The organism is Saccharothrix sp. HUAS TT1 (assembly GCF_040744945.1).
Lineage (GTDB): Bacteria > Actinomycetota > Actinomycetes > Mycobacteriales > Pseudonocardiaceae > Actinosynnema.
On the sequence record NZ_CP160453.1, the window covers coordinates 5,257,423 to 5,269,236 of the forward strand.

Below are 11,814 nucleotides of genomic sequence, written 5' to 3' on the forward strand. Positions count from 1 at the left end.
CACTATGTCGAGCGAGAACGAGACCAGGGCGCACGACCTCGTCCGGGCGCACAACGCCACGGTCACCGGCGCCGCCCTGCCGGTCGGCGTCCTCACCCCGCTGACCCTGCCCGGCGACCCCGTCGCGGGCGAGCTGGTGGTGCGCGGCGCGGTGCTGGGCGCCCGCTACGTGGCCGAGCGCCCCGGCGACTTCTCCGGCCGGTCGGTGCGGTTGTTCCTGGAGAACGACCAGCGGACCGCGCACCTGGAGCACATGTCGCGCTCGGCGGCGGGCGGCATGGCCAAGCTGGTCGCGCTGGACGAGGTGAGCGCGGTCATCGGGCAGTGGCACCTGCGCACCAGCCCGGTCGTCGCGGACCTGGCCGAGCGGTGGGGCGTGCCGACGTTCATCGAGAACGGGCACAACACGATCACGCACGGGCGCCGCAACCTGTTCCGCACCTACTTCTCCATCGCCGACCGGGCGCCGCTGATGGCGGCGTTCGCGGCGCGGCAGGGCTGGCGGCGGATCGCGGTGGTCGCCGCCGACACCGTCTTCGGGCAGATGCTGGCCGACACCGTGTCCGACGCGCTGCGCGACGCGATCCCGGACGTCGAGCTGTTCCGCGAGGACTTCGCCCAGGACGGCGTGCGGGACCTGCGCGAGCCGCTGCGCCGGGCCACCGAGTTCGAACCGCAGCTGCTGGTCAACGCCGGCGTGGTGCGCACCAACTACATGATCGTGGAGGCGGCGGCGGAGACCGGGCTGCTGCCGAAGGTGCCGATGATGGCCTGCTTCCCGTTCCCGATGCGGGCGCAGGACTACTGGGAGTTCGCCGGCCCGGCCGGTGCGGGCGTCGTGTGGCCGGCGACCCGGTTCAGCCCCGAGTGGACCGGCCTCACCCCGACCGGCCGCTGGTTCGTGGACGCCTACCACGCCGAGTTCGGCAGCTACCCGCCCGACAACGCGCTCAACTCGTTCACCGACGTGGTGGTGCTGGCCCAGGCGGCGGCGCTGGCCGGCTCCAACGACCGCGAGTCGCTGCGCAACGCCCTGGAGTCCGGCAGCTTCCGCACGTGGCGCGGGACGGTGCGGTTCGGCGCCACCGACCACCACCAGCCGCCGGAGATCGTCCTCATGCACTACCAGGAGGTCGGCGACTCGGCGGATCAGGCCGTCGTGGTGTGGCCCGAGGAGTCGGTGACCGGCGAGTTCCGGCACCCGTCGGTCGGGCGCCCGTGACGGCGGTGGTCGAGGCGCTGTGCCGGTGGGTGGCGGAGGACCTGGGTTCCGACGAGCTGTGCACCGTGCCCGGCGAGGCGTTCCTGCCGCTGTTGGCGACGGCGGGTGACTTCGGCATCCGCACGGTCACCACGCGGCACGAGGCCGGCGCCGGTTTCATGGCGATCGCGTCGGCGCGGCTGACCGGCCGGCCCGGCGTGGTCGCGGTGAACCGGTCGCCCGGCGGCTGCAACGCCGCCATCGCGGTCGACGCGGCGGCGGCCGACCCGACACCGCTGCTGGTGGTGGTCGGCGACATCCCGTCCACGGCCGACCGGGCGACCGCGTTCCAAGGCGCCGACCTGGCCGGCATGTTCGGGGCGCTGGCCGAGGTGATCAGGCTGAGCCCGGCGGACCTGCCGGCGCAGCTGGCCCGCGCCGCCGCCGTGCTGCTCGGGCCGGTGCCGCAGCCGGTCGTGCTGCTGGTGCCCGACGACCTGTGGACCGCGCCGGCGCTCGACCCCTCCCCAGCGGGGGAGGTGACGGGGACGGATGCGGCGGCGGCCGAGGCCGCCGACCTGCGTTCCGCGCTGGAGGCGGCACGGCGGCCCGTCCTGGTGGCGGGCAGGCTGCTGCGCGCCCGGCACACCGACCGCTCCGCCGGCGACGCGGTCGCGTCCCTCGCGGAGGCGGCCGGGCTGCCGGTGCTGACCGGCAACAAGGTGCAGGACCTGCTGGACAACCGGCACCCGCACTACGCGGGCCACCTGCACCTGGGCACGCCCCGCGAGGTGCGGGGGCGGCTGGCGGAGGCCGATCTGGTCGTGCTGCTCGGCGAGGCCCCCGACGAGGTGCACACGAGCGGTTGGAGCGGGCCGCGGGTGCACGTCGTCCACCCCGGGAAGTCCTCGACGCGCCCGAGGGCGGTGCTGGACGCGCTGGCCGCCACCCGGTGGCCGGCGCCGTCGGCGGAGCGGCTGGACTGGGTGCGGGGGTGGCGCGAGCTGGCCGACCGGCTCGCCGCGCCGAACCCGTGGCACTTCGACGACGGCCTGGACCTGACCCACGTCGCCGCGGCGCTGGACGACGAGCTGCCGCCCGGCGCGGTGATCACCTTCGACGCGGGCAACTTCTCCAGCTGGGTGCACCGCTACGTGCACGCCGGGCCGGACCGGCTCATGCTGGCGCTGGGCAACGGCGCGATGGGGTTCGGCGTGCCGGCGGCCGTGGCCACCACCGGGCGGTTCCCGGACCGCCCGGTGGTGGCCGTCGTCGGCGACGGCGGTCTGCTGATGACCGGCGACGAGCTGGCCACCGCCGCGGCGCGCGGCCGGTGCCCGGTCGTCGTGGTCGCCGACAACGGCGGCTACGGCACCATCGACCAGCACGCCCGCCGGCAGTTCCCGGGCCGCTACTGCGGCACCGACCTCCTCACCCCCGACCTGGTGACGTGGGCCGCCGCGTTCGGCGTGCCCGGCGAGGTCGTCGACGACCCCGGCGCGGTCCGCGACGCCGTGCGCCGGGCCGTGGCGTCGGGCCGCTCGGGCTACCTGCTGCACGTGCGCGCCAGCCTGCTGGCCGGGCACGCGAACACCGACCACTCGAACACCGCGAACCGAGAACCGAGGGCCGAACCGTGACCGTGACCGAGGGCGTGGTCCCGCGCCACCAGGAGGAGCTGACGCGGATCGTCGGCGCGGCCGGCGTGCTGACCGGCGACGCCGTGCCCGCCAGGCACGTGCAGGACCTGTGGGGCAGCGACCGCGTCGGCCGCGCCGAGATCGTCGTGCGCCCGCGCACCGCCGCCGAGGTCGCCCGGGTCCTGCGCCACTGCGACGACCACCGGCAGCCGGTCGTGGTGCAGGGCGGCATGACCGGCCTGGTGTCCGGCGCGGTGCCGTCGGCGGACGAGGTCGTGCTGTCCACCGAGCTGCTCGACGACGTCGAACCGGTCGACCTGGCCGGCCGCACGGTCACCGCGGGCGCGGGCGCCACGCTGGCCGCCGTGCAGGACGCCGCCGCGGCCCACGGGCTGCTGCTGCCGATCGACCTGGCGTCCAAGGGCAGCGCCACGGTCGGCGGCTGCGTGGCCACCAACGCGGGCGGCGTCAACGTCGTCGGCTTCGGCATGACGCGGCAGCACGTGCGGTCACTGGAGGTCGCGCTGGTCGACGGCCGGGTGCTGACCCTGTCCACCCCGCTGGTGAAGGACAACGCGGGCCTCGACCTCAAGCACCTGTTCATCGGCAGCGAGGGCATCCTCGGCGTCGTCACCCGCGCCACGTTCGGCCTCCAGCCCGGCGCCGTCACCCGCACCGGCGCGTTCTGCGCGGTGGCCGACGTCGACTCGGCGCTGCGGCTGCTGCACGCCCTGCAGCGCGAGCTGCCCGGCGCCGTCACCGCGTTCGAGGTGATCTGGGACGACGCCTACCGCGTGCTGGAACCAACCGGCATCCGGCTGCCGCTGCCCACCGGGCACCCCCTCTACGTGCTGGTGGAGTGCCGCGGCGTCGACCCGGACGGCGACGCGGAGCGCCTCGCCGGTTGCCTGGCCCGCGTGGAGGACGACCTCCTGGACGCCGCCGTGGCGTCGAGCGCCAAGGAGCTGGCGGTGTTCTGGGGCGCGCGCGAGCGCATCCCCGCCGAGATCCTGCGGATGCAGCCGCTGTTCGGCTTCGACGTCAGCGTGCCCGCCGGGCGGCTCGCGGACTGCCTGCGGCGGATGCGGGCCGAGCTGACCCGCTCCTGGCCCGCGGTGAAGCTGCTCGTGTTCGGGCACCTCGGCGACGACAACGTGCACATCGCCGTCGTGACCGGGGAGACCACCCGGGACCGCAAACCCGAGGTGGAGCACGTTGTGTATCGTCTGGTCACTGATTGTGGCGGCTCGATCTCGGCTGAGCACGGCGTGGGCTTCGAGAAGCGGCCCTACCTCGGCTACACGCGGTCCGCGGACGAGATCGAGTTGATGGCCCGGCTCAAGGCGCTGCTCGACCCGCACGGCATCCTCAACCGGGGTCGGATGATCCCCTGGAGTGAGGAGTCCTAGGAATGACCGACAGGCAGGCCGGCGCGGCCGGGACCGGGCTGAGCAGGCGGCAGGCGATCCCCCTGGCCATCGGGTCGGTGGCGGGGTCGGGCATCCTGTTCCTGCCCTCCGCCGTCTACGCGGAGACCGGCAGCAACAGCCTGCTGGTGTGGCTGCTGTCGACGGTCGTGTGCTTACCCATGCTCCTGATGTTCGAGGACATGGTGCGCGCGAACCCGGACGGCGACGGCATCGAGGCGTTCATCCGCACGGGGCTGGGCCGGGTGTTCGGCCGCTGCGTGCCGCTGATGTTCCTCTCGTTGGTCATCGTCGGCCTGCCCTCCGGCGCGATGGTCGCCGGCCGCTACGTGGCGCAGGCGGTGGGTGCGGGCGAACTGGTCGCCGTGCTCGCCGCCGCCGCCGTCCTCGTCGCCGCCGTCGCGTCCAACCTCGCCGGCGTCAAGACCAGCACCAGGGTGCAGAACGCGGGCACCTGGGCGCTGGTGCTCATGGCGTCGGTGCTGATCGTCGCGGCGATCCCCGGCGTGCGGACCGGGCTGCCCGCCGTCACGCCGGACCTGACGGACCTCGGCGTGCTGCTGCCCGGCGTCGTGCTCGCCTTCTGGGCGTTCGCCGGATTCGAGAACCTCACCTTCCTCAGCAAGGAGTTCCGCGACCCGCGCCGCGACTTCCTGCCGGTCAGCGCGACCGCCCTCGGCGTCTACGGGGTGTTCACCGTCCTGCTGACGATCGCCATCGCGGTGCGCATCCCCCGGTCCGAGGTGGACGAGGTCACCGGTCTGCTGCAGCTCGCGCAGACCATCCAGCCGCGCCAGCTCGTCGTGCTGGCGGTGACCGTGATCGCGTTCGGCGCGATGGTGCTCAACGCGGTGGCGTGGGTGTGGGGCGTGTCCCGGCTCGTGCAAGGCGCCGCGAGCAGCGGCATCCTCCCGCGCGGCCTGGCCACCACCACCCCGACCGGCGTGCCGCGCCGCGCCGTCCTGCTGCTGTCCGGCCTGTTCGCCGTCGTGGGCGCCGTGCTGGTGACCTGGCCGGACGTGGTCGTCGACGCGGTCGCGACCGCCAGCGCCATCTTCATCGTCCTGTACCTGCTCAGCATCGTCTCCTACGCGCGGGTGCGCGGCTTCACCGTGCGCTCCGTGCTGAACCTGCTGCTGCTCGTCGTGCTCGGCGTGAGCCTGGTGCAGTCGGGCTGGCGCTCGGTGTACGCGGTCGTGGTCCTCGCCGTCGCCTTGGTGGTGCAGGTCGTGCAGAGCCGCCGCGCGTCGACCCGGGAGCCCGAGGCCGGCGGTGCGCAGTCCTGAGTCCCCGCTCCGAGAGGGAGGTCCCGTGATCCCGGTCGCGGAATCGGTGTTCGTCCGCATCCCGGCGCTCGCCGCCCGGCACGGGGCGGTCAACCTGGCGCAGGGCGTCTTCGACCACGGGCCGCCCGACGCGCTGCTGCGCGCCCTCGTCGCCGCCGGGCAGGCGGAGGGCGCGCACCAGTACGCGCCCAGCGCCGGGCTGCCGCGCCTGCGGCAGGCGGTCGCGCGGCGCACCTCGGGCGCACCGGACCCGGACACCGAGGTCACGATCACGGCGGGCGCGACGGAAGCGCTGCACTGCGCGATGCTCGCGCTGCTGCGGCCCGGCGACGAGGCGATCGTCGTCGAACCCGCCTACGAGCAGTACGGGCCCGCGATCCGGGCGGCCGGCGGGGTCGTCGTGCCGGTCCGGCTCGCCGACGTCCGCTCCTCGTTCGCCGACCTGCTCGACTCGGCGTGCACCGAGCGGACCCGGGTCGTGGTGGTCAACAGCCCGTGGAACCCGCTGGGGCGCGTGCTCACCGCCGCCGAGTGGACCGCGCTGGCCCGCCTCGCGCGGCGGCGGGGTGTCGTGGTGGTGTCCGACGAGACCTACGAGCACCTGATCCCCGACCGGCACCGCGGGGTGCTCGATGCCGTCACCGACCCCGAGCTGCGGGTGAAGGTGTCGTCGGTGTCCAAGTCGCTCGCCGCCACCGGGTGGCGAGTGGGCTGGGCCGTGGCCGGCCCCGGGCTGACCAGGCGGATCAGGGCGGTGCACCAGTACGTCACGTTCTGCCCGGCCGTGCCGCTCCAGCACGCCGTGGCCGACGTGCTGGACGAGGACTTCGGTGTGGTCGCCGAGGTGGCGCGCGACCTGCGGGACCGGGCGACGTCGTTCGCCGAGCGGCTCACCGGCCTCGGGCTGCGCGCCGACGTCCCGGCCTGCCCGTTCTACCTCGTGGTCGACGTCGGCGAACCGGCCGAGGCGTGGTGCGACCGGCTGGTGCTGGACGGGGGAGTGGCCGCGCTGCCGCTGTCGGTGTTCTACTCCGAGCCCGCGTCCGCCGCGGGGACGATGGTGCGGTTCGCTGTCTGCAAGCGCCGGGAAACTCTCGACACGGCGGCCCGGCGGCTCGCGGAGCGGCTGTCGTGAGCCCCGTCGTGCTGGTCACCGGGGGTGGCGGCGGCATCGGGTCGGCCGTCGTGGACGCCCTGTCGCGGGCCGGGGCGACCGCGGTCGTGGCGTCCCGCTCGACGGCGTCGCCGGGCATCGCGCTGGACGTGACGCGGGAAGGCGAGTGGACCCGCGCCGTCGACGAGGTCCTGGAGCGGCACGGCAGGCTCGACGGCCTGGTCAACGCCGCGGGCGACCTCGGTGGCACCGAGCAGGGCCTGTTGACCGCCCGGCCGGAGCAGTGGACGTCCATCATGGACACCCACGTCGTCGGCACGTGGCTGGGCTGCCGCGAGGTCGTCGGCCGCGGGTTCGACCACCCGGTGTCGATCGTGAACCTGGCGTCCACGGCGGGGCAGCTCGCCACACCCGGCATGGTGGCCTACGGCGCGGCCAAGGCGGCCGTGCTGCACCTGACGAAGTCCGTCGCGCTGCACTGCGCGCGGTCCGGCGTGCCGGTGCGGTGCAACGCCGTCGCCCCGGCCCTGGTCGACGCGGGGCTGCGGGACGAGGTGCTGGCGACCCTGCCCCTGCCGCCGGACGAGGCGATGGCGGCCTACCGCGCCCGGGTCCCCCTGGGCCGCCTCGTCGACGCCGCCGAGGTGGCCGAGGCGGTGGTGTTCCTGCTGCTGCGTGCGGGCGGCTCGCTGACCGGCGAGGTGATCACCCTCAGCGGCGGCCTGGGCCTGGCCTGACACCAACCCCGCCGACCCCTGCCGGGACGGCCGGCGCGCTCCCGCCGGGGACGGTTTCGGGATCGGGGTGCTCGGCCCGCGCTCCGGGGCCTCGGTATTGACCGGCCCTCGACCAGGAAGGATCAGGGTGGTCACCCGGGGGCAGAGGCCAGGGCGTGGGCGTTCGCCAACCGGCGGACGGCTTCCGGGAGTTCCTCCGGGGACAGGGTGGCGAAGGAGAGGCGGAGGTCGCGGGTGCCGTCGTGGCGGACGCAGAAGGGCGGACCGGGGACGACGGCCAAGCCGTGCGCCAGGGCCGTGCGGGCGAGGGTGGTGGAGTCGGCGGAGGTCGGGCCGGTGGTGGCCCAGAGGAACAGGCCGCCTCGGGGGTGGGTGAAGGTGAGCCAGTCCAAGGGGGCCAACAGGGCAGCGAGCTGCGTCGCCCTGCTGCGGTAGAGGGCTTGGAGCCGGGTGAGGTGCCGGGGCAGGAAGTCCGGGCGACCCACGAGCCGGCTCAGCACGTGCTGGCCGAAGGTGTTGGTCTGCAGGTCCGCGTCCTGCTTGGCGGTCGCGAGGTCGGCGACCAGCGCGGGCGGGGCGACCAGGCCCGCCACCCGGAAGCCGGGGCACAGCGTCTTCGACAGGCTCAGCAGTCGGATCACCCGGTCGGTGTGCGCGCCGACCGGGGGGAGGAGGGTGCCGTCGAACGACAGGTCGGCGTAGGGATCGTCCTCCACGATCAGGAAGCCGTAGTGCTCGGCCAGGGCGGCCAGGTGGCGGCGGCGGCCCTCGGACAGCACCGCCCCGGTCGGGTTGTGGAAGTTCGGGACGACGTACACCAGCGCGCACCGGGCGCCCTGGCGCAGCCGGGCGGCCAGGAACTCGGTGTCCATGCCGTCGGTGTCGCTGGGCACCGGCAAGAGGTCGGCGTCGGCCCGGCGGAAGGCTCGGACCGCGCCGAGGTAGCACGGGTCGGCCAGCGCCACCACGTCGCCGGGGGACAGGAGGACGTCGGTGGTCAGGGCGAGCCCCTGGTGGCTGCCGCTGGTGACGATCACCTGGTCGGGGGTGACCGGAGGGCCGACCCGGTCCGCGAAAACCTCGCGCATCGCGGGGACCCCCTCGACCGGGCCGTACTGCAGCGCCGACGCCGCGGCGGAGCTCATCACCTCGTCGAGGACCGCGCCGAGCTCCGCCACCGGGAAGCTGTCCGGGGCCGGGAGGCCGCCTGCCATCGACAGCACACCGGGAGCGGACGTCGCCGCCAGGATGTCGCGGATGGCGTCCGACGACCCCTGGGCGTCCGAAGTGGACGCCTTGGTCGTCCGGGTCACCGGTCGTGCGCTTCGGCCAGGCCGGCCGGTCGCAGGTCGGTCCAGTTCGCTTCCACGTAGTCGAGGCAGTCCTGGCGGCTCGACTCGGCCAGCACGACCTCCCACCCGGCCGGCACGTCGGCGAAGGCCGGCCACAGCGAGTGCTGGTTCTCCTCGTTGCGCAGCACCAGGAAGCGGCCGTCCTGGTCGTCGAAGGGGTTGGTCATCGGGTCCCCCTCACTTCCTGGCGAGGAACAGCCGGCCGGTCGGGAACCCGAGCTCGACCGTGTCCACCCGGCTGAACCCGGCCGAGGTCAGCTTGTCCTCCCACTCGGCCACCGACAGCAGCTTGCGGTGCATGAACTCCCGGTGGAAGTAGGTGACGATCGAGCTGAACCGGCGCTCCCGGTCGTTGTCCAGGTAGGGCACGGCCTCGGTGATCGCCAGCAGGCCGTCCGGCCGCAGCGCGTCCCGGCAGTTGGCCAGCACGGCGTCGGCGACCTCCTCCTCGTCGGGCAGGAGGTCGTGGAACACGAAGCCGGCGTGGATGACGTCGGCGTCGAGCAGCGGCCCGGTGTCGGTGGCCACCGACTGGATCGGTCGCCGCACGACGGTGAGCCGGTCATCGACGCCGGCGTGCTTGGCCGCCTCGCTCGCCGCGGCGCAAGCCTGGTCGTCGATGTCGAGGCCGACGCCGGTCGTGCCGGGGAACATCGTCAGCAGTTCGATCAGCAGCCGGCAGGTGCCCGCGCCCAGGTCGACCACCCGCTCCGGGCGCGCCTCGGTGATCGCCTGGAACGCGGCGGGGTAGAAGGCGAGCGACCCCATCCACTGGGAGCTCACCGCCACCTGCCTGCCGTCGCGGGTGTGGGCCGCGCGGGCGGAGTCGAAGTCGGTGAGGAACTCGCGGGCGTGCTCGATGAACGGGCGGTTGGCGTTCATCGTCCACGACAGGTAACCGGCTTGGTGCTGGATGACCGCGAAGTCGGGCACGGCGCGGAAGGTCCGGCCCCCGGCGCCCACGCGTTCGACGATGCCGCCGGCCGCCAGCGCCTCGGCGTACCGCGCCACGCCGTCGACCGGCAGGTCGGCGATCGAGGCGAGGTCGTCGGCCGTGAAGTCCTGGCCGGCGCCGATCCGCTCGAGCACGCCGAGGCGGTCACCGATCTCCAGCAGCGCCGCGGCGGCCGCGATGTCCGGTGCGGAGCCGCTGTGCTCGATTTCGCCGGCGAGCCCACGTCGGGGATTACTGGCAGCAGTCATCGGGGACACCCTTTTCCTCGGGTGAGCGAAATCCGGTGTGCGGATCGGCTGGCGGAGTCGCTCGATGAGCTCGGAATCGTCCGGAACGAATTAGTCTGTCGAGTCCCGTGGTGAACCGACCGTAGCACCGCGCCGAGCGGGCTGTCCAGTGCGCGAGAAACTTGGTGGAGAATTTTCCTGGTTCGGAATCCCGATTTATGTGTGCGGCGGGGAGTGGGAGTGCCGTTTCGGCCGTCCGGCGGTTGCGGCGTCGTCACTGCTCCGAACGCCGGCCGGAATGCGGCGCGGTGACCAGGGGTTTTCCTGCTGTTCGGGGTGAGTATCCGCCGGACGGCCCTGTTCCAGTTGGTAGGAAGTTGCGTCTTGTGTGGGTGTGACCCGATGTGGAAGATGCTTTCAAAGGGCTCGGACGGTTCGCCGCCGATATCCGGTGCAGGGCGTTCTCCTTTCCTTTTCCCGTGTTTCCCGTTCGCCTTGGATGGCGTGGTCTGATGCCTGTGCAACTGGGGAAGATCGCACAACTGCTGGCCGGGCTCACCCGGGAGCACGAGGTGGTGGGCGCCCAGCTCGCGCTCCACCACCGCGGCCGGACGCTGTCGGTCCAGGCCGGTCGGGAACGGCACGGCGGGCCACCCGTCGGGCCGGACTCGGTCTTCCCGTTCGGCTCGGTGAGCAAGCTCGTCAACGCCACCGCGCTCGTGCGGTCGATCGCGCTCGGTCGGCTCGGGCTCGACGAGCCGATCGAGGAGCACCTGCCGGAGCTGCGGTCGGACCGGGTGCCCCGGATCGGCAGCGTCACCCCGCGCCACCTGCTGAGCCACACCTCCGGGCTGCCCTCGGACCACTCGCCGCCCGCCGGGCCCGCGCCGTCCCTGCGCGAGTACGCGGCGCTGTGCCGGGACCTGGAACCGCTGTTCCCGCCCGGGGCGCTGTACTCCTACTCGAACGTCGGCTCCGCCGTCGCCGGCCGCCTGCTCGAAGTGGTGACCGGCCTCGACTGGTGGACCGCGATCCGGACCGCGGTCCTGGACCCGCTCGGCTGCGCCTCGGTCCGGTTGGTGGACGGGCGGGACGGCGCGCCCGTCGTCGGCGGGCACGTGCTCGGACCCGGTGGTCCCGTCGAGATCACCCCCTCCTGCCCGGAGTACTACCGGCCGGCCGGCGGGCTGGCCGGCACCGCGCGCGACCTCGTCGCGTTCGGTCGCCTGCACATCGGCGCCGCGGCGCGGGGGGACGACGTCCTGGACGACGCCGCCAGAACCCTGATGCGCGAGGGCGCCGGCGACGCGCGGCCGTTCGGGTCGACCACCGCGGCCGGTCTCGGATCGCACCGGTTCGACACCGAACGGGGGCCGTGGTTCGGCCACGACGGCAGCATCGAGGGCACCCACTGCCACCTGCGGTACCACCCCGACCAGCAGGTGGTGGTCGCCCTCGCCACGAACACGGCGCACGGCGGCGAACTGTGGTCGGACCTGGTGCGCGGTCTCGGGGCGGCGGGGCTGGAGGTCGGCCCGGAGCGCGACCCGGCACCGCCGGCAGCGCCGGTCGCCGAGCCGCCGGACTGCCTCGGCGACTACCTCAGCGGCGACATGCGGTACCTCGTGCGGCGGGACCACGACGGCGGGATCCGCATCCGCGCGGGCGCCACGACGCTGGTGAACGTCACCTTCCACGCCGACCACGTCTTCTCCGCCACCGACCCCACCGGCCCCGGTCGTCCGGTGACGGGCCGGTTCCTGCCGGACTCGCGCGGCGAGCGGATCGCGCTCCTGGAGGTCGGTGGCCGCGTCGCCCGCCGCGAACCGGCTCCGCGCGCGTGAGATCGGACGCCGTAGCACCGCCCACTCGTCG

10 protein-coding genes are annotated in these 11,814 nt (G+C 74.0%); 7 read left to right on the plus strand and 3 right to left on the minus strand.

The genetic code is table 11. The features are described from left to right. Positions 1-4: 4 nt before the first annotated feature. The 6 genes from AB0F89_RS23970 to AB0F89_RS23995 are packed head-to-tail and all read left to right on the plus strand — an operon-like array spanning position 5 to position 7,405. Positions 5-1,222, plus strand: coding sequence for an ABC transporter substrate-binding protein (locus AB0F89_RS23970; protein WP_367127816.1), 1,218 nt, complete (start codon positions 5-7; stop codon positions 1,220-1,222). Beyond that, complete coding sequence (locus AB0F89_RS23975) at positions 1,219-2,841, plus strand: thiamine pyrophosphate-binding protein (RefSeq protein ID WP_367127817.1); 1,623 nt, start codon at positions 1,219-1,221, stop codon at positions 2,839-2,841. The genes AB0F89_RS23970 and AB0F89_RS23975 overlap by 4 nt, the downstream gene beginning before the upstream one ends. Next, complete coding sequence (locus AB0F89_RS23980) at positions 2,838-4,250, plus strand: FAD-binding oxidoreductase (RefSeq protein WP_367127818.1); 1,413 nt, start codon at positions 2,838-2,840, stop codon at positions 4,248-4,250. The genes AB0F89_RS23975 and AB0F89_RS23980 overlap by 4 nt, the downstream gene beginning before the upstream one ends. Before the next feature lie 2 nt (positions 4,251-4,252). Continuing rightward, positions 4,253-5,554, plus strand: coding sequence for an APC family permease (locus tag AB0F89_RS23985; RefSeq protein ID WP_367127819.1), 1,302 nt, complete (start codon positions 4,253-4,255; stop codon positions 5,552-5,554). A gap of 25 nt (positions 5,555-5,579) precedes the next feature. Next, positions 5,580-6,689 (plus strand): pyridoxal phosphate-dependent aminotransferase, encoded by a 1,110-nt coding sequence (locus AB0F89_RS23990; protein WP_367127820.1) that lies wholly within the window; start codon positions 5,580-5,582, stop codon positions 6,687-6,689. Further along, the gene (locus AB0F89_RS23995) at positions 6,686-7,405 is read left to right on the plus strand and encodes an SDR family NAD(P)-dependent oxidoreductase (protein WP_367127821.1); all 720 of its coding nucleotides are present in this window, start codon (positions 6,686-6,688) and stop codon (positions 7,403-7,405) included. The genes AB0F89_RS23990 and AB0F89_RS23995 overlap by 4 nt, the downstream gene beginning before the upstream one ends. A gap of 131 nt (positions 7,406-7,536) precedes the next feature. On the opposite strand, the gene AB0F89_RS24000 is transcribed toward AB0F89_RS23995, so the two are convergent. The 3 genes from AB0F89_RS24000 to AB0F89_RS24010 are packed head-to-tail and all read right to left on the minus strand — an operon-like array spanning position 7,537 to position 9,960. Continuing rightward, on the minus strand, positions 7,537-8,718 hold the full coding sequence (locus tag AB0F89_RS24000; RefSeq protein WP_367127822.1) for a PLP-dependent aminotransferase family protein: 1,182 nt from the start codon (positions 8,716-8,718) through the stop codon (positions 7,537-7,539). Next, positions 8,715-8,924 (minus strand): MbtH family protein, encoded by a 210-nt coding sequence (locus tag AB0F89_RS24005; protein ID WP_367127823.1) that lies wholly within the window; start codon positions 8,922-8,924, stop codon positions 8,715-8,717. Before AB0F89_RS24005 ends, AB0F89_RS24000 begins: the two co-directional genes overlap by 4 nt. 10 nt (positions 8,925-8,934) lie before the next feature. Beyond that, a complete protein-coding gene (locus tag AB0F89_RS24010) occupies positions 8,935-9,960 on the minus strand; it encodes a class I SAM-dependent methyltransferase (RefSeq protein ID WP_367127824.1) in 1,026 nt (341 codons plus the stop codon). 491 nt (positions 9,961-10,451) lie between these two features. On the opposite strand from AB0F89_RS24010, the gene AB0F89_RS24015 reads away from it, so the two are divergent. Then, positions 10,452-11,783: a serine hydrolase domain-containing protein gene (locus AB0F89_RS24015; RefSeq protein WP_367127825.1), complete on the plus strand. Its 1,332-nt coding sequence runs from the start codon at positions 10,452-10,454 to the stop codon at positions 11,781-11,783. The last annotated feature ends 31 nt before the right edge of the window (positions 11,784-11,814 follow it).

Coding starts and splice junctions, on each gene's coding strand:
- AB0F89_RS24010 (WP_367127824.1), bottom strand. CDS start 9,960: ATGACTGCTGCCAGTAATCCCCGACGTGGGCTCGCCGGCGAAATCGAG.
- AB0F89_RS23985 (WP_367127819.1), top strand. CDS start 4,253: ATGACCGACAGGCAGGCCGGCGCGGCCGGGACCGGGCTGAGCAGGCGG.
- AB0F89_RS23970 (WP_367127816.1), top strand. CDS start 5: ATGTCGAGCGAGAACGAGACCAGGGCGCACGACCTCGTCCGGGCGCAC.
- AB0F89_RS24015 (WP_367127825.1), top strand. CDS start 10,452: ATGCCTGTGCAACTGGGGAAGATCGCACAACTGCTGGCCGGGCTCACC.
- AB0F89_RS24005 (WP_367127823.1), bottom strand. CDS start 8,924: ATGACCAACCCCTTCGACGACCAGGACGGCCGCTTCCTGGTGCTGCGC.